This is a genomic window from Paenibacillus litoralis (assembly GCF_046244365.1).
Classification (GTDB): Bacteria; Bacillota; Bacilli; order Paenibacillales; family NBRC-103111; genus Paenibacillus_V.
Genome location: NZ_CP176395.1, coordinates 459,283 through 480,995, shown reverse-complemented (window position 1 = coordinate 480,995; position 21,713 = coordinate 459,283). Strand labels below are relative to the sequence as shown.

The following is a 21,713-nucleotide window of genomic DNA, read 5'->3' as shown; positions in this document are numbered from 1 at the left end:
AGGATACAGCCTGTGGAAAGATAAGTAGCATCAAGTACGCCAGCAGGAGGGATTTCGTTATGGAAAGAGTCGTCATTACGGGGATGGGCGTCATTTCGCCGCTCGGCAACGAGGTGAGTACGTTCTGGAGCCGTCTGGTCGAGGGACAGTCCGGCATTTCCCTTATTGATTCGTTCGACACCGGCAGGCATAAAACGAAAATCGCCGGCATCGTGCGGGACTTCGATGCGGACGCCAGGTTCGGACGGAAGGAGGCGCGCCGCATGGACCGCTTTTGCCAGTTTGCGCTGGCGGCCGCGGAGCAGGCGCGGGACGACGCCCGGCTCGATCTGGAGCAGCTCGACCGCGAGCGGGTCGGCGTCTACGTAGGCTCGGGCATCGGCGGCATTCAGACGCTGCTGGAGCAGGACGCCATCCTCCGGGAGCGCGGCCCCGAGCGGGTAAGCCCGCTGCTGGTGCCGATGATGATCTCCAACATGGCGGCGGCGACGATCAGCATCGCCTTCGGCGCTTACGGCTCGACGCTGTCGCCCGTCACGGCTTGCTCCATCGGCAACACCGCGATCGGCGAAGCATTCCGGCTGATCCGCTCGGGCGGCGCCGACGTAGTGTTCGCCGGAGGCGCGGAGGCGGCGATCTCCGACATCTCGCTCGCCAGCTTCGGCAACGCCACCGCCTTGTCGGTCCGCAACGGCGAGCCGGCCAAGGCCAGCCGCCCGTTCGACGCGGGCCGCGACGGCTTCGTGATGGGCGAAGGCGCCGGCATTCTGGTGCTGGAGTCGTACGCCCATGCTCAGCGCCGCAGCGCGCCGATCTACGCCGAAGTCATCGGCTACGGGGCAAGCTCCGACGCGTATCACGTCGTCGCCACGCATCCGGAAGGAATCGGCGCTTACCGGGCGATGAAGGCGGCCATTCGGGAAGCGGGCCTGCAGCCGGAGGAGGTCGATGTCATCAGCGCGCACGCCACCAGCACGGAGCTGGGCGACCGCTCCGAAACGATGGCGATCAAGCGGTTGTTCGGCGAGCACGCGTACCGGATTCCCGTGACCGCGAACAAGTCGATGATCGGCCACATGTTCGGGGCGGCAGGCGGCGCGGAAGCGATCGCGCTGGTGAAGAGCCTGCAGGAGGGCGTCATCCCTCCGACGATCAATCAGGAGCACCCGGATCCGGACTGCGACCTTGATGTAGTGCCGAACATCGCCCGCAAAGCGGCTATGCGCGTCGGCATTTCGAATTCGTTCGGCTTCGGAGGCCACAATGCGGTGATTGTTTTGAAAGCGTTCGAGGAGTGAATAACGGGTTTTGAAGGAGCTATTCCGAGCGTGTTTAAGGATATTTGTCCAATAGCGGATTTCGAGGTACTTATTCGGATCATTTATAGGGTTCGGAACGATCGAACAGCCGAATAACACCCTGTAAATCCGCTATGGCCGAACACCACTTCGCTCGGGGTCCGTTAGCGCCCTCAGAATCCGCTAAGCCTTCTGAAACGATGCACAGTTCGACCCCCCCCCCCTTTTTTTCACGCAAAAAAGATCCCGAGAATGAGCGGCAACCGTCATTCCCGGGATCTTTGCATATATTTTTTTCGTTATTCCGCCACGATCCAGTTGATGTCCTTCTTCTCGAGCTCCGGCTTCCACTCCTCCGGAGCGGCCACGTTGCAGATGACCGTATCGATATCCTTCAGGTCGCAAATTTTATAGAAGGTGCTCGCCCCGATTTTGGAATGATCGGTCAGCAAAATCGTTTCGTCCGCATTCTCGACGAACAGCTTCGTCAGCTGCGACTTGTCCGCATCGAAGCTCGTCACCGATTTATGGTTAATGCCGTCAATGGAGATGAACGCTTTATCCACGTGGAATTGGGACATCATTTTCTCGGCGATCGAGCCGGTTACACGGTAATGTTTCGCGTTCACTTTGCCTCCGATAAAATACACGTCGCCGTTGAACAAGCCCTGGTTCTGCAGCTGCACCAGCATCGACAACGCCGGGACGGACGGGGTAATGATCGTCAGCTGCTTGACGTCCGCCAGGAAATGAATCATTTGCAGAGGCGTCGTCCCGTCGTCGATGACGATGACGTCGCCGTCCTGCACCATTTGAACGGCGGCTATGCCGATCCGTCTTTTCTCCTCCGCCCACATCACTTCGCGCTTGAAATGGGACGGCTCCTCGCGGTCGTGCTTGATTTTGATGGCGCCTCCGTACACCTTGCGCAGCTTGTTCTCCGCTTCCATCTCTTCAAGATACCGGCGAACCGTTTCCGAAGAAACCTGCAGCCGCTCGACCAGGTCGTTCGTCTTGACCTTGCCTTCGAGATTGAGCAGATTCAAAATAATTGCTTTCCGTTCTTCGCCTATCAATGACATGGAACGCTCCCCCTTTTATCCATCCTCCGACGAGGAAAGTGATCCCCCTAAATCCCCCAGCCATAGGGGGACCCGAAGGGGCGGCGTCCACCTGCTCCGGTACGCCTTAGCTCTGTCTCGCCATTATCCTTTCGCGCCGGCGGGCTCCAGCGCCGTAATTTCCTCGTGCACGTGAATATCCCGTTTCTTCAGCTCCGCGAACACCTTGGCCGGCTCGAACGCTTCCTCCGGCGTAATGACGCCGGTCAGCTTCGCATCGCCCCTCGCGATCATTTCCGCGGCGATGGCCATCGGTATGCCGACGTTGCGCGTGTAGGCGCGCAGCTTCTCCCAGCCCGGAACCGAACCGTCGGACGCCGGATGCGTATGATAAAGCACATGGCGCATTTTGCTGCCGTTCTTCGTGCCGGTTACCTCGACATGAAGCGAATAACCGTACAATGCCGTTTCATGGCCCTCATTCGAATTATACAAGTATTGGCTGATGCAATCCAGTATGCCGACCTGTTCCCCGTTCACTTCGATGCTGTCGTTACGGAGAAAGCCCCAGTCGTACAAGGCCCGCACCAGCTGCATGTTCGTCATCGGCGAAGTACAGCGAACCTCGATCCTCTTTACGTTTTTGCGCTTGAGCGCGGATCGTTCAGCCATGCAACGACCTTGCGGCCCTCCTCCTCATTGAAATCGGCCACCGTTATTTTCTACCAAAACCGGTTCGCCTCCACCGCTTCGAGCAGCCGTTCGATGTCGGCGGCGTGCACGTCGCCGATGTTTCCGATGCGGAAGGTGCTTGCATGGGTCAGCTTGCCCGGGTAAATAACGAAGCCCGCTTGCTTAAGCCGGCTATAAAATTCGCCGAATGCAAAGGCTGCGGATTCCGGCTCGAGGAATGCCGTGATGATCGGCGACTGGCAGTCTTCCGGCAGCAGAGCCCGGAAGCCGAGCCGCTCCATGCCCGCCGCGAGCGCAGCCTGATTGCCCGCATACCGCCCGGCACGCGCGGCGATGCCGCCCTCTGCCTCCAGCTCCAACAGCGCTTGCGCGAATGCCCGCACGACATGGGTCGGCGACGTGAATCGCCATTTGCCGCCGTGCTTCTCCATCGTCGCCCACTGGTCGTACAGGTCGAGCGAGAGCGAGCGCGCCCTGCCCTCGCAAGCCTTGAGCGTTTCTTTATCGGCAATGATATAGCCGAAGCCGGGTACGCCTTGGATGCATTTGTTCGCGCTGCTGATCAGATAATCGATGCCGAGCGCGGCGGCATCCAGCTCTACGCCGCCAAAGCTGCTCATGGCGTCGACGATAAACGTTTTGCCGTGCGCTTTGACCGTTCGGGCGATCTCGGCGAGCGGATTCAGCATCCCCGTCGTCGTTTCCGTATGGACGATCGCTACGTGCGTAATGGCTGCGTCGGCAGCGAGCGCCGTTTCCACCTCAGCCGCATTTACAGGCGCCAGCTCGCCGAAATCGATGACCGCCGTTTCGATACGGAGCACCTCGGCGATCTGCGCGATCCGCTTTCCGTACGCGCCATTCACGAGCACCAGAAGCTTGCCGTCCTGCGGAACGACGGAGCCGATCACGGATTCCACGGAGAACGTCCCGCTTCCTTGCATCAATACCGTCGTATAGCGTTCCGGTTCGCTCGCCGAAGCCAGCCGGACGAGCTTGGCGCGAATATCCTGCACAAGCCCGTTATAATCGTTGTCCCATGTGCACCAGTCGCGAAGCATGGCCGCCTTGACCGCCTTGGTCGTCGTAAGCGGGCCCGGCGTCAGCAGCAAATACGGATTGTCCGGAAGCGGAATCGTTCGGTTGTTCATGTTGTACTCAGTCCTCCATCTGCGTAAATAGATTTATGAAGGAGCGGCCTATCGGGCGCACGCTCCTGCCTGCCTTCTACGGCCGCTCGCCTGCCGCAAGCCTGCGGTTGATTTCGTCCAGCGCCAGATCCAGCTGCCCGATGCGCTCGATGACATAATGGGCGCCCGCCGCCCGGAATCGGTCTCCCACCTCGCGTACCCGCTTCTCCAGCTCGGCGGGATCGCAGTCGCATACCTCTTCCTCGCTCATGCCGAGCTCGCTGCTTCCCAGCACGACGCCTATCGTCCAAAGCCCCGCGTTGACCCCTTCCTGCATATCGCTGATCGTGTCGCCCACCTTGGCGATATGCGCCATCGGATAGACGCCCAGAGCGATCGCGTTCCGATAAATCATCCACGGATAAGGACGGCCTGCCGGCACCTCTTCAGGCGTCACCAGCATATCCGGAGCATAGCCCCGCTTCTCGGCTTCCGGCGCTACGATTGCCATCATCTCGGCGGTATACCCGGTCGTCGAGCCGATGCGAATCCCTCTGTCCCGCAGCCGGGCCGCCAGCTCCACGGCTCCCGGTATCGGCTCGGCATAGTCGTGCAGAATCGAGAGGAGCATCGGCTCAAATGCAGCATACAGCTCATCGACGTCGTTCTCATCCGGCAGCTTGCCGTACTTCTCCCGCCACGCCTCGGCGACCCGCTCCATCCTGCAAATCGCCCGGATATGGTCGCGTTTCAGCAGTCCCATCGGACCGCGGGCTTCCGCGTCCGTAATCGCGACGCCTTTTTGCCGGAACACCTCCACGAAAACGCGCATCGGCGCGAAGCACCCGTAATCGACCATCGTCCCGGCCCAATCCGCCATAACCGCTTTTATCATCAACATCGTCTCCTTCTATGAATGAGTCTGCCTCCTCCGCGTCCCCCTGCGGCCGAAACCGAATAGCAGCCTTTGTCCGTACCCTATACCGGCCGCCGCTTGCCGAACATCCCCTTAGCCCCCTCCTAGCGCCTCAGCCAAGCCTCGGTTCGTTTGCGCAAGCGCCTCGACGCAAGCTCATAAACGATTCGCACGAGCAGGTTCGTCAAGACGACCAGCACCGACATCGCTGCCGCAGGCGCCACATCTCCGGCATCGTCCATATTGACGATTTCGATCGCCGCCAGCTTGAAGTCAGCCGCATACAGGAACACGACTGCGGATATCGTGACCATGGCGTTAACGAAGAAATAAACGCTCATTTCGAGAATCGCGGGCAGCGACATCGGCACGGAAACCCGCCAAAAGGTCCGGTAAAACGGCACCTTCATCGACTCGGACACCATTTCGAACTCCTTATCCAGCTTCTTCAGCGCCGTCGTCGCCGTCACGAACGGAACCGAGTAAAAATGAACGATGTTCGCCAGCACCACGATCCAGATCGTTCCGTACAGGAAACCGAGCGGATTGTTAGGATGGTTAAAGAAAAAAATATAAGCCAGCTGCCGCATCCCGCCCATCAGGCGCGATTTTTCGATCAAATAAGCATGTATGAACGTGATCGCCGTACCGATTAACGCGGTCAGGAACGCCGCCATCAAGCTGTTTCGGAACGATTGCATGCCGCTGTTGGCGGAGCTTGTGAAATCATAATGTTTAAAACCGATGCTTAGATCATAGGGCCAAACCTTGACGAGCGAAGCGAATACGACAGCGCCCATCATCAGAAGCAGAGAAAGAGAAACGAGCAGGCAAAAGCCCGTATAAAACCCGTCGCGCCAGCCGTTTGGCTTCAGCACGAACGGCTGCGATTTGGCATTGATCGCAAGGCGGCCCTGCCGTCTCTCGACAATCCGGTCCACGAAAAACGCCGCAAACGCCGGGATCATCAGCAAAATGCCGACTGTGGCGCCCATCGCCATGTTTTGCTGGCCGACAACGTGCTTAAACATATCGACCGCGAGGACGTGATATTCGCCGCCGACTACCTTCGGAGCGCCGAAATCGGTAAAGCTAAGCGTAAACGCTACGAAAATAGCGCTGATCAATCCGTATTTCACATTCGGCAGCGTCACGGTGAACAGCTTTCGCAGCGTCCCCGCGCCCAGCGTATCCGCCGCTTCATACACTCGGTAATCTGCTGTTCGTATCCTTGAATTCCGGGCTAACCCGTTCCACGCCCTTCGGCGAGTAAGGCTCGATCATTTTGTTCTGGTCGAGCACCAAGAGGCTCGTCGCAGCCGTTCCCCACACGACGTCCGCCACCGGGTTGTCCTTCTCGGCCAGCAGCTTGGCGGTGATGATGCCCGTCGAGTCGCGGACGATGTTCATTTTGACGTCCGGGTATTGCTTCTTGTACGACTCCAGATACGCGCTGATCTGGTCCTGCTCAAGCGCCGTGTATACCGTAATTTCATTGCCCGAAGCATCGCTCTTCTTGCCGCATCCCGCAACCAATCCCACAACTAATGCCGCCGTAACGCCAAGTGCCAAAAACCTTTTCATCGTTTCTCTTCCTCCCGAAATCATAAATGGAATGCATTCGAATCTTGCTGCTATCTATGGATATACTAGGAAAATCATGTGTTAGCGCACGCCCACCTGCCTTGCTTTTCGTTATATTCTCTCTGTAGTTCCACTGTAAGGTCCGATTGTTAACGGAATGTCAACTGTATATTAATATTTTGTTTTTGCTTTATTTAGTTGTTTTTAGTTTGTTGTTTAGCCATTAAAAAACGGCCTCCGCGGATACTTCGCGAAAGCCGTTTGGATCGTTTCTATTGTAACTGGATACAACGGGCAAAACCTTTGGAGCGGCAGCGGGGCATCGAGAAAGCCGACGTTCTTTAAGCGAGCGTATGCCCGCAATTGCCGCAAAACTTCGCGTCGTCGTCCACTTCACTGGAGCAAGACGGGCAAACAACTTGAACCGGCACGGCTTCCGCAGCAGGCTGTACGGCATCCTCGAACTTATGGCCGCAGCCCTGGCAGAACTTCGCTTCTATCGGGACCACTTTGCCGCAAACGCAATCCTTCTCGTTCTTTACCTCTTTAATCTTGAGCTCCAAGGCGGTGATTTCTTTCTGCCAGCCGATAATCTCCTGGCTAATCTCGCTGATCGATCCTTCGGCGGTGCTCAAATCCCCCGCCAAATACGCTTGGAACACCGCTTCGCCCATTTTCGAAAAGTTTCTTTCGACGTCTCTCTTCTTGCTTGAAATTTGCGTGTTCAACCTCGTAATTTCCACCGTTTCTTTAGCCTTGTCTGCAGCCTTTGAGGCTCCTTCTTTAAGCTTGTCGAGAAATCCCATCGGTATCCTCCTCATATCGTTATCCGTTTGCTATAAAGCACGCGTTCGGTGAACCTGTTTCTACTATAAAGATAATGCAAGGAGTCAGGAAATATTACCCACCCTTTACCGATCATTATCAGGACAAGCGGCCGGTTTGTCAAACAAAAATAGCGGATTTTGCCGAAATTCCCCGCTATTCCGTCGTATTCGGCTATTTCCTCTTTGAGGTTCGCCTCAGCCGCACGATCAGAAACACGGCCGCCCCGGCAATAAGGCCATTAACGCCGGCGAAAAAGGCCGCCTGTTTGCTCCATTTCGACTGGGCCCGCCAATGGTAACTCGTCTCGTTCCCGCTCTCGTCGGTCACCGTCAAATCGAGTGATGAGCCGATCTTCTCCGCCTTGAAATAGCCGTCCGGCCCCGTCTTTAGCTCCACTTTACCGATACGGACGGTCGCTCCCGGCTCCGTAAAGCCGCTTGCGAATCCGCCTTGCAGCTTCGGATGTTCGGCCATCGGTTGAATCATTTGCAGCCGCGGCGGCGTAAAGTCGGCGATGTACCGCTTGGAATAGGTATTTACATTGCCGTCGTCGTCTCCGACAAGCACGTTATACAATCCGTCCCCTTCCTCCAGCGGAACGGAGATGACGGTCGGGGCCTTGTCTCCCGCCTTCACTTGCCCGTCGAACAGCATGTTCTTGCCCCGCTCAACCTGCACCCGCGAATCCTTCTGCAAGGATAACGACACCTCGACGTTTCTCCGGTTAGTAGCATCGTTCTCGACGGACCACTTTACGGCGTCTTTCGACCAGTCGCGAATGACGGCCTGAAACGGCGTTATCGGCTGGACGGGTCCCAAAATGCCTCCTTGGGATATCACTTGGAATGATCCCTTGTACCCGCCGCTTCCCGGAACGGATAACGACCAGCGGTAGACCGTATAATCACTCCCGCGTTTGTCATCTACCGTATATAGCTCCTCTTTCGCTACCTTGTAGACAGCGGGCTTGCTATCTTTGGCGTCCCCTACGATCCTCACGTCGATTCCCTGCCAAGCCAAGCCGTTCGGAGCCTGAAAATCAAAATCGATCGTGCCGCCGTGCTTGCTAGTTTCCATCAGTTTGAGCGTCGGCGGGTTATTTCCCCGCGCAACGGTTACCGTCACCTTTGGATCGATTTGCTGAGGCGCCGCGGTCCGATTGTCGGCGACGGCATGCAGTTCGTATTGCCCGTCCGCAACGGCTGCGGGAACCGTCAGCGAAGCAGCGCCTTTTACAAGAGGTGCTTCCCCAAGCGGCATCGCATCCCATCCGCCTGCCGGCTTGAGGGAAAAGCGGATGATATCTTGATCCGGTCTCGGTTCGCCCGCCACCTTCCAAGACAGCTTAAGCTCGGTGCCATTCGTGACCTGCACATTCGCATTGGCCGGCGCTTCCCAAGTCGTAATCGGCATGGCGATCTCTTTCTTGACGGAAACCTGGAACGTCTGGTCGCTTCCGCTCTGAATATCGAGCTTGTACTCCCCGGCAGCCGCTTCATAGATGAGCCAGCTGCGCTTGTTGTCAAACGTGAAGTACATCGCTTTGCTCATATCCTCCTGTTTGTGAGGCTCCTTCGAGCCGTCCGGCATCGTCAGGTCAACGTCGAAATCATCGGCCGTTCCGGTGACGACAAGTTGGACGTAAGTCATCGTTTCCGTAAGCTTCACCGTTTCCGTTTTGGCTATGCCGGCCGCTTGCACGCGCCCCGGGGACAGAAGGCCCGAGCCGACCGCCCCTATCCACATTGCTGCAATTGCCAGGATTGCCGTTCGTCTTGCCAATCGAATTACTCCCTTATGCATCATCTAGGTTCACTCCAGCCATTGTCGAAAAATCGGGAATAGCTCGGGCCGCGCTGGCTTGACGGGCATGCGCGCATACGTCTCTATGAGCTTGACCAGCCGGATAAATTGACCGTCGCGGCGCCAGCTTTCCGGCAGCTGCAGCTGTACGGTGTACGCGAACGTATCCCGGCAGTCCATGAACAAGGAGAACCGGTTGTCGTACTCCCACTCGGCATCCTCCCGGAAGTCAGGCAAGTAAGCCTGTATCTTCCGAAAGTTTTGCTGCTTCACCAGCATGTTGGCATCCGATAATCTTCGATCTCTCGTGTTGTTAAAATAAATGCCATACAGTTTATCCCATCGGATGAACGCCATTGCCGAGGGCGTTACGTTGTTATGCGTATTGACCCAAAAGCCTTCCGGCGCCACGATCAAATAATCGATGTTCTGACGCGGGTGCGGCGTGGTAAATAGCTGTTCTTCCTGTTTGGACATCCGGGCCGCCAGCCTTATGAAATAGACGATCACCAAAGCCATACAGGCGTAGGTAGCCACGCCGATTACCGTGTCGAACGGAGCCGGCAGCCACTTCGTGCCGGCAGCTCCTAGAGTAAACAATCCGAAGACGAGCGCTATGCTCGTCAAACAGCCTTTGAGGGACAGTCTCCTCGTCGTCTCGCTGCCCCACTGCCTCCCGCCGAATTCCGCATGGTAGCGGGCAAACTCCCACTCTTCCGCCGAACAATCGAACCTCGTTTCCTGCAAAGCCGTTCCTCCTCGGGCGTTTCGCAAGAAACGCCGCTTACTAAACGGCAAGCGGGTCGCTTGCCTTCTCCTGTCACCTGATCACGTCAAGGTCCGAGCCAATCCGGAAATGCGGATCGAACGGCCCCACATTCGCTTCGAAATCGATGAACGAATAATCGAATTGAGCCGGGACGAACACGATCGCAAGCTTGCCGGTTACTTTCAGCCGGTCCACGTTGCCGAAAAACTTCAATGCGGTTCGTTCCTTGAAGTCGGGATCGCGCCATACGACCGAAGCATTGCCTTCAAAGCCGATCGGCTCGATTTTGGCGCCGAACGTTACCTCGTTAATGTCAAAGTAAACGGTTCTCTCTTGCAGGGAAAATCCAAGCGCCTTCGCTTCCAGCTTGCCGTTAAACGACCAGTCCGGGTTTCCGATGTTTTTGACCTGCGCTTCTCCGTCTAAACAAACCAGGCACGCGTCATTCTCATCGATTTTGATGAACGGAATACGGTTGATCATTTGAATGGCTTTCTTCACCGGCTGGTCTGCAGTCGTCCCGACACCGAGGCCGATTTTACCTTCGCCTGAGGAGCTCCAGTCCGCAAGCAGCGACACTTCCTTCAGCTCCAGTCCCGTTGCGCCAAGCTTCACGCCTTTGGTCGTTTCCACGTTGACACCTAACCGCTTTGGAAACCAGTGGTTCTCCCAGCCCACTTCCGCACCGAACTTCGCCAACCCGATTTTATCCAAACTGAACTTGAATATATTCAGTTTCTCCGTCTCTCCGGCCAGCACGAGCTTATTTTTGTAAGGGTCGAATTGGATACTGGCCTTAATATTGTTCGCCTCTGCCATCGATGCGAGGGCAACGGACATTTCGATTTCTCCCTTGAACTCGATGCTCTTCGGTTCATAGCTAAGCTCGATGCCGATATCGGTCGGTGTAAACCTGATCAGCTTCTTCAGCTTATCGCTAGCATTTTTGTTCAAATCATGCAGCGTGGCCATCCCTTTCAGCCCGCCCTGCATTTTCAGAGTACCGTCGTCCTTGGCAAATTTGGCCTCGTAAGTAAGCTCAGGCTTCAACCTCAATTCCAGCCCGAAGTTATCGACAATTGCTTCGCTGTAGCCCCGCCTGGACAGCTTGAACGTTTTGCCGAGCTCGTCGCGCTCCATGCGGACGGTGTCCTGGCCCTTGCGTTCTTTGCCGATCCATTCGGTGATCGTGATGCCCCGTTTAACCCCGTTCACATCCGCCTTCAAGCCCGTGAACGTCAGCTCTTTCTCGTTCGTAAGCGTCATTTCGCCCGATTGATCGTAGATGAAATGGTCGATCGATGCGCTGCCGACGAATCGGATGCCGGTGTCCTTCGTCTCGATAAAATCGCCGTATACAGTCGCATAGCCGAACGAGCGCGAATCCTGGTTAGCCGACTGCGCGACCGACAGAAAATACTGAGCTTCGCTCAGATCCGATGCGGTGAAGACGATGCGATGAGCTCCTATGGACTGATTATTGCTTACGGTAATAGCGATCTGTTCGGCCCCGCTGCGGTCGAAGCGGATATCCTTGTTATCCATCGTCACCTTCGTCACCTTATCGAGTCCGTACCCCGTAAACTGCACACGGGTCGTACCTGTCCCGGAAGCGATTAGCCTCGATGGATTCGCTTCGTCGATGCGCACACCGTCCGCTTTCACGACAGCAGGTCCGCCGCCGGCATCCCCCTCGTTCGCAAAAACGGCGCCGCTTCCTATCACGTATTCCTTCGACGCCGACGCTTCCGAAGGGCCTGTCATACGAACGGTATGCTTGCCTTCCTTCATCGGACTAAGCGTGTACGAAATCTTATAGGAACGCTCCATGGTCTTGCTGATTTCCGCAAAGCTGCCGATCAGGTCCTCCAATCCCGCAGCCGCGATATATTTGCCTCCGGTTCCTTCCGCTACGTCGCGAAGCGTTTCGTACCCGGCGCCGAAGCCGATCGCGAAAATCGTAATGCCTTCCTCGTTCGCCCGGCTGATGATCGCTTGCCTCGTCTCCGGGATGGAGAAATTGGGGTCCTCCCCGTCCGACAGCATGAAGATGACGCGCTCTCCCGCTTCCTTGCCGACCGCATCCATCGCCGCTTGAAAAGCGGGCGCGATGTTGGTTCCGCCTTCCGCCTTAACGGTCGCAATAGCCTGAGAAACGGCCCCCTTATCGTCCGAAAGCGGATGCAGCATGCTGCTGTCAGTCGAAAATACGATCATTCCCGTACGCTCGTTTTTCTTCAGATGCTCGACAAAATTTTGCGAGGCCAGCTTCGCCGTGTCGATGCGCTGTCCCTGCATGGAGCCGCTGCGGTCCATCACCATCATGACGGAGCGTTTATAGGCGCTGGATTCGCTCACTTTCTCCACCTGAAAATCGCTTATTTTCTCGCCGGTATCGTTCAGTTGTATGGATGATTTGCTTAACTCTTCGATATTTTCAGCCGTGACATACAGTTCGACTTTTCCGTCGGCCTCCGCCTGCACGGAGGAAATTCGGATCCGCTTCTTGTTTAAGTGGATCAGCTCATTGCTTAGATGGACGGAGAAGCTTCGCTCGTCATCGGTTAACGGAGCGTCCTTGAGCCGTTTGCCGTCCAGCGTCTTAAAGCTGTTATAGACGTCGCTTGTCAGCTTGTTTTTCTGCTGGAGCTGATCGACCGTCAACCGCGCCGAATCGATCGGCAGCGTCTGCAGCGCTTGCACGTAATACTGCTGCGGAACGGTCAATTTGCCCGGCTCATCCATAATTGCATGAATCTGATCGGCCGATTTCTGCTCCTCATGCGTCATGTAGTAATATTTGGCGAGCAAATAACGGACTTGCGGGTCCTTGGAGGAAACAATCGGTTCCAGCAGCGAGTAAGCCAGATGCGTCCCGATGTTGAGCGTATTTCGCAGCTCGCTTATACGCTGGGAGACGACCTTGGCGCTCTCCGCATTGCCGGTTCTTTCCTGCTTCGCCCATTCCCGCAAACGGTTCCGCTGCTCCCGTTCCGCACGGATTTTGGCCTGCTTGTATTGGGGCAGCTCGTTAATTTGCGGATTCGGCTGCTTCACCCTACCGCTTACGTAAAGCTCGCTGAGCAGCAGCAGCGGCTGTTTCAGCGCCGGGTAGTCCCTCACGAGGCCGATCAGCAGCTTCTCCGCGACGGTCGTATCCCCTAGATAGATGGCCGCCCTTGCGACAGCTTCCCGGAATACGGGGGAATCCGAAGCGGATTGCGCCGATTCCGCGAACACCGCCTGAACTTCGGCTTGCGCGTCTTTAGCGCGGGAAGGCTTCTCCTTCAGCACGTAATCCATCCTGTCCGTATCGAGCAGCGCCGCCGCTTTTCGCTCATTCGGCATAAGCACGGCTTGTTTGTCGATTCTGTCCAGAAGGGCTTCCGCCGCTGCCTTGGCATCTCCGATAAATGCCGGAGGCGGCGTGTCCGCCGGTTTAGGGGAGGCCGGCGCTGCGCTCTGGGAGGGACTCGGCACGGACGGCGGCACGGACGGTGCCGCCGATGAGGCAGCCGGTTGTCCTTGGACGGGCGACGAAGCGGACGGCGCAGCCGTCTGGCCCTTGCCCGAAGGCGATGGGGAAGCGGACGGCACGGGCGACGACGAGGTGTTCGACGAAGCTGACGATGCCGCTGTCGACGACGCCGCAACGGGAGCGGCGGGCAGCGACTCCAGCAGCTTGTCGATCTCACCCGCTTTGACGAAGTCGCCGCTTTTCGCTTGCTCCTTCGCTTCCCGCAGCAAAGCTCCTGCCTGCCCGGCTTGCCCGCTTTTCCAATAGGCGAGCCCCATGATGAATTTCGTATCTGCCGACGGCGATTGCTCCCACATTTTTTTCGAGAGGGATAAAGTAAAATCGGCCTCTTCGTTTACAAGCCAATAAGCATTCTTATAGAGCTCGAGATTCGCCGACCCTTCGGCTGCCTCAAGCAGCGGCCGTTCCCTAAGTATGGAGAAGGCGGCGAGCGACATCACCGCAAGCGTTACGATCAGTACCGGGACGCCCTTCAACAGCAATCGTTCGGGCCTGTACCACTTGAACGCCAGCGTAACCGCAAGCGCGGAAAGCGCCAGCACGATAAATGTAACGAGCGTCCCCGTTAACCAGATATTAGCGCCCATGCGTGATGTCCGCCCCCTTCACGCTTCGCTGCATGAACGACTGCACGGCAAACGATGCCCCGAGAAATACAAAAGCGACTACAGAAAATGCCGTCAAAACATTGCTCCATTCAAAGCCTATCCAACCGGCGGCAACCAAGCTTCCGTCTCCGCCCGCATTGGATTTCCATAAGCGGATGGATGACCATTCGGCGAATAGCGTAAACAATCCGGTAACGAGCCCCGCAGAAATCAGATAGGTTCCTGCTTTTCGAATCGCCAACTGAGCGAGTGCAAACAGGAACACAAGCAGCAGCGCCGCATTAAACCAACTGAACTGCAGCGCGCTTTCCAATGACCGCCCCCATTTTTCCTGCTCCGGCGCCGCCGGCTGTCCCTTCTGGACCGAAGCTTGTGCGCCGGGCTGTATCGAGACGCCCGTAATGGCGTTCAATGTGAACGGATACTTGGCATCCAATAAATGAGCCATATCTTGCCCGGACACGTGCCAATTCGCGCCCAGCGAGTAAAGCTGTTCGCGAAGCAAGATATCCGGAAGCAGAACGTAAGTGAGCGGGTCCGTCCGATACTGGCTCCATATCGAGCCCATCGTCAGCATATCCGAGTTTTGCAGGTTCGTCCGTTCGGAAACAACCCAGCTCGTAACGGTTAAGGCCATCACCAGCGCATAAAAGGCGCCGAGCATGATGGCGAATTTCTTAAATCCTTTCAGCCACTCCGTCAACTTATTAGTACGCAGCAGTGCCCAGGGGCCGTACCCGATCAAGCCAGCGACAGCCGCCAGTACAAACGATTTCCAGCCTGCATCCCAGAACGAAACGCTTAATCGAAGCTTGTATGCAGCCGTTCCGAGCGTATAGGTGGACGAAGGCGCGCTCAGCATCAAGGTGGCGGTGACGAGCACCGCATAAACGAATGCGCAGACGACAAGCTGAATCGCTTTCTGTGCGTCCCCTTGCCGCTCTTTGACATAAGGGAGCCTTTGGAAAACCCGAAGACATGCTATCAATCCGGCTTGCAAAATAAGGCTGAACGTAACGAACGGAACCTTAACCATCCATGTGCTGACCGCATCTCCCGGCGTCTGCGTCAGCATTCCCTCATACACCCCCCCATGCGTGTGGAGTAAAAGACTCCAAATCCCGAGCCGTAAATCCTCTGTAAAATAGGCGGCCTGTTCGGCCGTGTAGCCTACTACATTTTTTAGAAGATGATAGACCAAGTCGCTCTTCAAAACGCTGCCGCTGCCGATCCATCCGCATAGAAGAGAGAATGCGATCGCGCAAGCGTACAATAAGAGTCCGCCCGCTGCCCCGACGGCCCAAGCCGCTAACCTCCTCTTCTTATGCGGAAATTCGGGCACAGGGACAGGGGCCGTTTGCGTCTGCCCCTCCGCCTGCTCTGCTTGCTCATGTGCCTCGCGCTCTGCATGCATGTTTGATACCGCTTCCAACTCTACTTCTTCGCTATGTGTCGAATCCGCTTGTACGGTCCCAAGCGGATTACCGCATACTTTGCAAAACTTATTACTCTTATTTTCCGTCTGACATTTCGGACAAATCATACTAGGCTGCTCATCTCCTGAAGTTGGCTAGGACTATCGACCCTAAAACAAAACGAATAGCATAATTTTACATGGTAACGACTGGATTCGACAACGATTTTATTCCATAATCAGCTGCCCCTCTTTCCGTCACAAAATTACAGGAGAATAACCATCCAACAGGTAGTTAGCGGCCTATTTACATGAAACAGCAGTGAACGGGGACCGAGAGACCGGCGATAGCGGACTCTCAGGGCCTTATATGCCACCAAACGAAGTCCATCGAACATTAGCGCCTCGAAAATCCGTTATTCTCAAACCCTCCGTCCCGCATCTCCTGTTCATTTGCTATCAACGCAAAAAAACACCTTGCAGCTAGGCAAGATGTAAGAAACTCTCATACCAACAAAAAAAGAGAGAGGACTCGTCCCCTCTCAAAATGCTACAATACCCGTCTGGCGGTGATGTACCGCTTCGAATAGGTAGCCGAGTTCAAATCGCTGACGACGATGCCGTTCACCGATTTCCCGATGGTGTTATGTATAAACTTTCCATTCCCCATGTAGATGCCGACGTGGTTGATTTTACCCGGCGTGCCTACGCTCAAGAAGATAAGATCGCCCTTCTTCAGGTTGCTCTTCGAAACATATGTGCCCTGCTTGCTTTGCGCGCTCGAGCCCCATTTCAGCGATACGCCCTGAGAAGCAAAAACATATTTCGTAAACGACGAACAATCGAAAATCAGCTTTTTCGGATCGTTCGTGCCGTATTTGTAGCTGACTTTTCCTTTCAGCGATTGAGCCAGTGCGATAATTTTATCCGCTTTGGCAGACGATGTGGACGCGATCGCCGCGGTAGTTCCCGTGGCCGCATAAGCCGAATTCGGAGCCGCGACAAGTCCGGACGTCAAAAGCAATGAGAGACAGCCTACACCGACAATGGTTCTAGTTAGCAAGTTGCGTTTCTTCATGATGTCCTCCCAGTGGTCATTGGTGGTGTTACTGGGAGTAGTATATCATATGTTCTAGTAAGTGGTATTTATTAAAATAATTCATATAATAGGATAAATTGGAATATTCGACGGGAGTTGAAATCCCCTTCGACTCCTTTCAACCGCTTGGGCTGTCTTCGCTTTTGTCCAGAAGCTTTTGCGCCTTCTCAAAAAGCGATTGCTTCGCTTTCCTGTCCTCGGCACACTTTTCCGGCATGGAAAAAAGTCCCAGCGCCTCCTGAGTCAAGGCCTTGTTGTCCATCGCGAATGCCAGCGCAGCATAGGCCTTACGCTCCATCAAACGCAGTACCTGGTCTTCCGACAGCATGCCGCCGCTTCCGACAACGCTTCTGGCTCTAAAAGCCGCCGCCTCTTTTTGAAAGGCTTTGCAGGAGAATGTGCTTTCGAGCCGTTCCAGCTGCATCGGCGGTATACGATCTCTTTTGAGAAGTCCGATAATTAGGCTTTCTAGCGCTATATTCCGGCTGGCTTTATACTCTTCGACCAAGCTTGTTTCCCATTCGTCGTTAAGCCTATCTTCGTTTTCCTGCACCCGCTGTTTGAAGTAAGTCCAGACAACGAGTTCCACCGTATCAAGAGAAAGCGTGATGCGGTCTCGTATGGAAAACAACCCGCGCAGCGCCTCTTTCGACAAGGATGCATGAATCGTCATTTGCTCCGAAATATCCATGCCGGAAATTAGACTCTGCACCCTCTCGAGCTTGCTTTCAAGCTCGCTCGCATCCACGCTTAGCCATTCGTTCAGCGCACTCCATTTCTGAAGCTCCATATTATCGTTCCCCCTGGGCATCCCTATCCTATTGGTCTCGATCCTCGTCTCCGCATTCCGGGCACGGAACCTTCGCGAAAGGATTAGTTGCCAGTGCTTTTCCTGCCTCTATCCACTTTGCCGTACTGCCCCGATCCATGCGATAACCCCTTTATTTGAACGTCTGTTCTAAATTATACCGTAAAAAACCTTATATTTAGCAGATTTCCCTTAACGGTACAAAATCTTGATTTCTCTGCCCTTTACCCACTGCCCTACTGGAAAACATGCTGTTAAATGTTATTCTAGGGGCTTCGTAACGTCATCTAACTGGAAAACCTGCCGTTCATTCTGAGAATACCCCATCTGCGGTACATATCATGCGGAATGAGATGGAGAATATCCAGTTCGTGCCGAACCTCGGATCAAACTGCCGAAAGAAGCTGGAACTTTTCCAGTTACTTATTGGTGAAGAGCATCTTTTGCGGCAAACGAATGATTCTATTGTGCGTGCCGGTTGGACGGGACGCATAGAATAGGGCCCTGAGCAGCAACATTTCCCCTCGAGCCAAATACTGCCTCTCCACCCCGCTTACGGAAGGAATAACTCGATTATTGTCGAATATTGTCCGTAAAGGAGTGTGTCGACGATGAACATGAAAACAACAAGACCGAAGCGTATGCTTCTTTCGATCCTGTCGGCGGCGGCGATTACGGCCGCGAGCTTGTCCGGGCTACCGGCGGCTCAACAGGCCAACGCGGCAAGCGGAACGAGCTTGCCCAATCCCGCCGGCTCGTTCCGCGACGCGCTAACCCATTGGGCGTCGGACACGATCCGCTGGGCGGTGACGCAGCGGATCGTCGACGGCTACGAAGACGGCACGTTCCAGCCGGACAAGCCGGGTGGCGGAGCCGGAATTCCTGGCGATGCTGCTTCGCGCGTATCCCGACATTCAGCCGGGCGCCACCGGCGCCGGCGAACCGTGGTATGCGCCATACTACCGCGTAGCCGGCGAGAAGCGCTGGGCCGTGCGCCAAGTGACGTCGCCCGATCAGTTCAACCGCGGCAACGTGGCGCAGCTCATTACGACTACGCAAGGCAAGCAGGATTCGGTCGACGGCTCGATTCGCTTCCTTCTGGCTCAAGGGCTCGCCAGCGGGAAGACGGACGACACCGTCGACGGCTTCGGGCAGAACGACCGCCTGACGCGGGCTGAGGCCGTTCAATTCATCAAGAACATGAAGGACAAAGGGACGACCGTTACGGACGGCCCTGCCGGAGCTCCGGCTGCGGCCGCGGCGTTTACGGTAGGCGGCCTGCAGCTCGGCCAAACGGAAGCATCCGTTATCGCCAAGCGCGGACAGCCCGCCCGCAAGGATGCGAGCGAATACGGCTTCCGCTGGTACATTTACAACGGCGATTACAAAGACTATGTGCAGGTCGGCATACAAGCGGGCAAGGTTGTCGCTCTATTCTCCAATGCCGATAACTGGAGCTCGAGCAGCGGCGTGAAGATCGGCACCAAGGCGGCCGACGCCGAAGCGATCTACGGGAAATCCATCCGGGTCGTCAAAGGAAACACGATAGATTCGCACGATAAGAACGAGATTGCCGTTTACAAGACGGACGGCAGCTATGTAACCTTGTTCTTCGACAAGCATAAGGACAATACGGCGGCAGCGGTTCAACTGGTGGATCAAGCGGTGGAAGATTCGCAGCAAACCTATTACCCGGCTTACAGCAAAGAGCTGCGCAGCAGCTTTGAGAAGCAAAGCCTGGATCTCGCGAATGCGTCGCGGGCGCGTTTCGGATTGGCGCCGTTCGCATGGGACGACAAGGCGGCCGACACCGCCAGGAAGCATAGCAAAGATATGGCGGAGCGAAACTATTTCGACCATACGAACTTGGATGGAGAATCTCCCTTCGATCGGATGAAAGCTAACGGAATCATCTACCGGCAAGCCGCGGAAAATATCGCCGCAGGGCAGCGCAACGCGATTTATGCCCATGCGGGCTGGATGAACTCGCTCGGACACCGCAATAATCTGCTGTCCGATATCGCGCGGCTTGGCGTCGGCGTCCATTTTGGCGGCGATATGAGCCTTTACTATACGCAGAACTTCTACACCCCGATGCGTTAACCCGCATAACGGCATGCAAAACCCCTTGCATACGGAGACGCTGACCGAAACCGGTCGAACGCCGTCCCTCTACAAGGGGTTTTCGTTTTGCCTTGCCATCAGCAACCACAGCCCAAACTACCTATTCCGCCGCCAGCCCGGCATCCGCAAGCAGCTTCGCCAGCCCGCCGCGGGCCTCAGCAAGACGGCGGTCGATCTCGTCCGCGGTCAGCGCGCCTCCGTCCGTCCCGTCGACCCGCTCGACGACGATCGGGCCCGCAAACCCGGTTAACCGCATCGTGCGGAATATTGCCGGGAAATCGACATCGCCCTTGCCCGGTACCGGAAAATCGGCGTTTGCCCGGCCGCCGCGATGGTCCTTCGCGATCATCGATACGGTTTGGTCAGCAATCGCCGTAAAGTCTGCGGCAGGATCGATCCCTTCGTAGAAACGGACGTTGCCCGGATCGTAGGACGCCTTCACGGCAGGCGAGCCGATGGCGGCCAGCGTCCGCTTCAGTATGTCCGCCGTAGCCGTATTGCCCGTGTGCGGCTTCACCGTCACGGTCAAGCCGGCGCGCTCCGCCTCGGCCGCCACCAACCGGAAATGCGCTGCGAAGGCATCATCGGCCGACGCACGCTCGCTCTCGGCAAAGGGCTCATCCGGGAAGCGTCGGTAGCCCCATGTCCCGAGACTGATCACTTCGTCCGCGCCGACCATCTTCGCAAAGGCAAACAATCGGGCCGCACGGCTGGACGGCTGGCCCGGCGCGAGCCATGGCGTGCCCACCAGCATCGCCGCCTTCAGCCCGAACCGCTCCAGCTGCCCGACGATCGCATTCGCCTCGGCATCGTCCCCATGCTCCGGGATCTCCTTCCCTTCATGCGGCAAGCCAAAGGCCACATAGCGGTAACCGGCGCCGGCAATGCCTTCGAGCGCGCGCTCGAATGAAAATGCCGTGTAGGGCCAAGTCATGCAAGTCAGCTTGATCATATTCCGCTCTCCCCGCTGGCCGCTTCCCGTCTGGACGCGGACGGACCGTAATCGACGGCCACCTCCCGCCGTTCGCGCAGCGAGCGGATCGCCGCCTCCGAAACGGCAATCGCGCGAAGCCCGTCTTCGAGGGTGACGAGCGGCTGACGGTTCTCGCGGACGCAAGCGACAAAATGGCCGTTCAACTGCTCCCACATGTCGTTCTCGGCGAACGAAATCCGCTCTTCCGGCCCGTTGTCGTCCTTCAAGCGCACTTCGCCGTTCGTATTGACCACGGTCAGCCGCTCCGTCGCGACTCCCGTGGCGTCATTCTCGACACGTGTCACCCAGGGGGTGCTGACGCTAGCGATCGCGCCGCTCTTGTAGCGGACCGCCAGCGTAAACGCATCGGTGACGCCTCCGGCCGCAGGGCTGTTCGCGCCGTACGCAAAAACGCTCTCGATATCGCCGCCGTACCAATGCAGCAGATCGTAATCATGCGAGGCATGGGAGTAAATGGGGCCTGCCTTGTCGCTCCCGTCGAAATACCAGTTCGGCGTATCGTAGTAGTGATCCCGGTACTTGTCATACACCCGCTGCGTCGGCACGAGAAAATGAGTGCGCATCGACCACGCCTGCAGCACCTTCCCCGCATCCGGCCGCGACAAAATCTCCTTCATCTTCCGGTAGCCGGGGGCGAAGCGCAGCGGGTAGCCGACCATGGCGATCAGATCGGGCCGCTTGGCGCTCGCGGCTATGATTTTGGCGCCGTCCTCCGGCGATGTCGCAATGACCTTCTCCAGGAACAGATGCTTCCCTGCTTCAAGCGCCGCAATGGAGATGTCCGTATGCAGATGATCGGGCGTCGCGACCCAAACGGCGTCCAGCTCCTGTTCGAGCAGCTCCTCGTAGCTGTCATATACTTGTCCGCCCAATTCCTTGCTCAGATGCTCGGCCTTGTCGCGCGACCGGTTGTAAAGCGCGGCGATTTGCACGCCCGGCATTTGGCGCAGCGTGCGCGCATGCAGGCTGCCCATTAATCCGCAACCGATGATGCCTACTTTCAACATAGCCATTCCTCCTCCAGCATGAACGCTGCTATCTTTTAA

Annotated in this window: 14 protein-coding genes and 4 pseudogenes; 3 read left to right on the top strand and 15 right to left on the bottom strand. The window is 56.5% G+C overall.

The window, feature by feature from the left end; translation table 11 throughout:
- Positions 1-59: 59 nt before the first annotated feature.
- Positions 60-1,298 (top strand): beta-ketoacyl-ACP synthase II, encoded by a 1,239-nt coding sequence (gene fabF, locus ACKGJP_RS02145; RefSeq protein ID WP_409344053.1) that lies wholly within the window; start codon positions 60-62, stop codon positions 1,296-1,298.
- Between the two features lie 299 nt (positions 1,299-1,597).
- Here the strand turns inward: fabF and ACKGJP_RS02140 are convergent, their stop codons facing one another.
- From ACKGJP_RS02140 to ACKGJP_RS02080, 13 genes and pseudogenes are all read right to left on the bottom strand, one after another.
- Positions 1,598-2,380: a DeoR/GlpR family DNA-binding transcription regulator gene (locus ACKGJP_RS02140; RefSeq protein ID WP_409344052.1), complete on the bottom strand. Its 783-nt coding sequence runs from the start codon at positions 2,378-2,380 to the stop codon at positions 1,598-1,600.
- A 123-nt stretch (positions 2,381-2,503) separates the two neighbouring features.
- Positions 2,504-3,016, bottom strand: a pseudogene (locus tag ACKGJP_RS02135) (saccharopine dehydrogenase C-terminal domain-containing protein); the annotation flags it as partial.
- A 65-nt stretch (positions 3,017-3,081) separates the two neighbouring features.
- On the bottom strand, positions 3,082-4,203 hold the full coding sequence (phnW, locus tag ACKGJP_RS02130; RefSeq protein ID WP_409344051.1) for a 2-aminoethylphosphonate--pyruvate transaminase: 1,122 nt from the start codon (positions 4,201-4,203) through the stop codon (positions 3,082-3,084).
- A 76-nt stretch (positions 4,204-4,279) separates the two neighbouring features.
- The gene (phnX, locus tag ACKGJP_RS02125; RefSeq protein WP_409344050.1) at positions 4,280-5,077 is read right to left on the bottom strand and encodes a phosphonoacetaldehyde hydrolase; all 798 of its coding nucleotides are present in this window, start codon (positions 5,075-5,077) and stop codon (positions 4,280-4,282) included.
- 125 nt (positions 5,078-5,202) lie between these two features.
- Positions 5,203-6,318: pseudogene (locus tag ACKGJP_RS02120) on the bottom strand (ABC transporter permease subunit); the annotation flags it as partial.
- A gap of 4 nt (positions 6,319-6,322) precedes the next feature.
- A pseudogene (locus ACKGJP_RS02115) lies at positions 6,323-6,682 on the bottom strand (putative 2-aminoethylphosphonate ABC transporter substrate-binding protein); the annotation flags it as partial.
- 341 nt (positions 6,683-7,023) lie between these two features.
- Positions 7,024-7,488, bottom strand: coding sequence for a zinc ribbon domain-containing protein (locus tag ACKGJP_RS02110; RefSeq protein ID WP_409344049.1), 465 nt, complete (start codon positions 7,486-7,488; stop codon positions 7,024-7,026).
- Positions 7,489-7,681: 193 nt separating this feature from the next.
- Positions 7,682-9,292, bottom strand: a complete 1,611-nt coding sequence (locus ACKGJP_RS02105; RefSeq protein ID WP_409344048.1) for a hypothetical protein — start codon at positions 9,290-9,292, stop codon at positions 7,682-7,684.
- Positions 9,293-9,322: 30 nt separating this feature from the next.
- Positions 9,323-10,060, bottom strand: a complete 738-nt coding sequence (locus tag ACKGJP_RS02100; protein WP_409344047.1) for a hypothetical protein — start codon at positions 10,058-10,060, stop codon at positions 9,323-9,325.
- Positions 10,061-10,133: 73 nt separating this feature from the next.
- On the bottom strand, positions 10,134-14,207 hold the full coding sequence (locus ACKGJP_RS02095; protein WP_409344046.1) for a vWA domain-containing protein: 4,074 nt from the start codon (positions 14,205-14,207) through the stop codon (positions 10,134-10,136).
- Positions 14,197-15,642 carry a hypothetical protein gene (locus tag ACKGJP_RS02090; RefSeq protein WP_409344045.1) on the bottom strand — a complete coding sequence of 482 codons (1,446 nt, stop codon included), beginning with the start codon at positions 15,640-15,642 and terminating at the stop codon, positions 14,197-14,199. The genes ACKGJP_RS02095 and ACKGJP_RS02090 overlap by 11 nt, the downstream gene beginning before the upstream one ends.
- A 550-nt stretch (positions 15,643-16,192) precedes the next feature.
- A complete protein-coding gene (locus ACKGJP_RS02085) occupies positions 16,193-16,720 on the bottom strand; it encodes a C40 family peptidase (RefSeq protein ID WP_409344044.1) in 528 nt (175 codons plus the stop codon).
- 139 nt (positions 16,721-16,859) lie between these two features.
- Positions 16,860-17,531 (bottom strand): hypothetical protein, encoded by a 672-nt coding sequence (locus ACKGJP_RS02080; RefSeq protein WP_409344043.1) that lies wholly within the window; start codon positions 17,529-17,531, stop codon positions 16,860-16,862.
- Positions 17,532-18,160: 629 nt separating this feature from the next.
- Here ACKGJP_RS02080 and ACKGJP_RS02075 point away from each other — a divergent pair.
- Both ACKGJP_RS02075 and ACKGJP_RS02070 read left to right on the top strand, forming a co-directional pair.
- Positions 18,161-18,361 (top strand): annotated as a pseudogene (locus ACKGJP_RS02075) (hypothetical protein); the annotation flags it as partial.
- A gap of 52 nt (positions 18,362-18,413) precedes the next feature.
- On the top strand, positions 18,414-19,652 hold the full coding sequence (locus ACKGJP_RS02070) for a CAP domain-containing protein (protein WP_409344042.1): 1,239 nt from the start codon (positions 18,414-18,416) through the stop codon (positions 19,650-19,652).
- Positions 19,653-19,773: 121 nt separating this feature from the next.
- Here ACKGJP_RS02070 and ACKGJP_RS02065 read toward each other — a convergent pair whose 3' ends face one another.
- On the bottom strand, positions 19,774-20,607 hold the full coding sequence (locus ACKGJP_RS02065) for a sugar phosphate isomerase/epimerase family protein (protein WP_409344041.1): 834 nt from the start codon (positions 20,605-20,607) through the stop codon (positions 19,774-19,776).
- 14 nt (positions 20,608-20,621) lie between these two features.
- Positions 20,622-21,674: a Gfo/Idh/MocA family protein gene (locus tag ACKGJP_RS02060; RefSeq protein ID WP_409344040.1), complete on the bottom strand. Its 1,053-nt coding sequence runs from the start codon at positions 21,672-21,674 to the stop codon at positions 20,622-20,624.
- Positions 21,675-21,713 lie beyond the last annotated feature (39 nt).

Bases quoted from the DNA above. Each gene is read 5' to 3' on its own strand.
- fabF (WP_409344053.1), top strand. From the start codon at position 60: ATGGAAAGAGTCGTCATTACGGGGATGGGCGTCATTTCGCCGCTCGGC.
- ACKGJP_RS02140 (WP_409344052.1), bottom strand. From the start codon at position 2,380: ATGTCATTGATAGGCGAAGAACGGAAAGCAATTATTTTGAATCTGCTC.
- phnW (WP_409344051.1), bottom strand. From the start codon at position 4,203: ATGAACAACCGAACGATTCCGCTTCCGGACAATCCGTATTTGCTGCTG.
- phnX (WP_409344050.1), bottom strand. From the start codon at position 5,077: ATGATAAAAGCGGTTATGGCGGATTGGGCCGGGACGATGGTCGATTAC.
- ACKGJP_RS02110 (WP_409344049.1), bottom strand. From the start codon at position 7,488: ATGGGATTTCTCGACAAGCTTAAAGAAGGAGCCTCAAAGGCTGCAGAC.
- ACKGJP_RS02095 (WP_409344046.1), bottom strand. From the start codon at position 14,207: ATGGGCGCTAATATCTGGTTAACGGGGACGCTCGTTACATTTATCGTG.
- ACKGJP_RS02090 (WP_409344045.1), bottom strand. From the start codon at position 15,642: ATGCATGCAGAGCGCGAGGCACATGAGCAAGCAGAGCAGGCGGAGGGG.
- ACKGJP_RS02085 (WP_409344044.1), bottom strand. From the start codon at position 16,720: ATGAAGAAACGCAACTTGCTAACTAGAACCATTGTCGGTGTAGGCTGT.
- ACKGJP_RS02080 (WP_409344043.1), bottom strand. From the start codon at position 17,531: ATGGAGCTTCAGAAATGGAGTGCGCTGAACGAATGGCTAAGCGTGGAT.
- ACKGJP_RS02065 (WP_409344041.1), bottom strand. From the start codon at position 20,607: ATGACTTGGCCCTACACGGCATTTTCATTCGAGCGCGCGCTCGAAGGC.
- ACKGJP_RS02060 (WP_409344040.1), bottom strand. From the start codon at position 21,674: ATGTTGAAAGTAGGCATCATCGGTTGCGGATTAATGGGCAGCCTGCAT.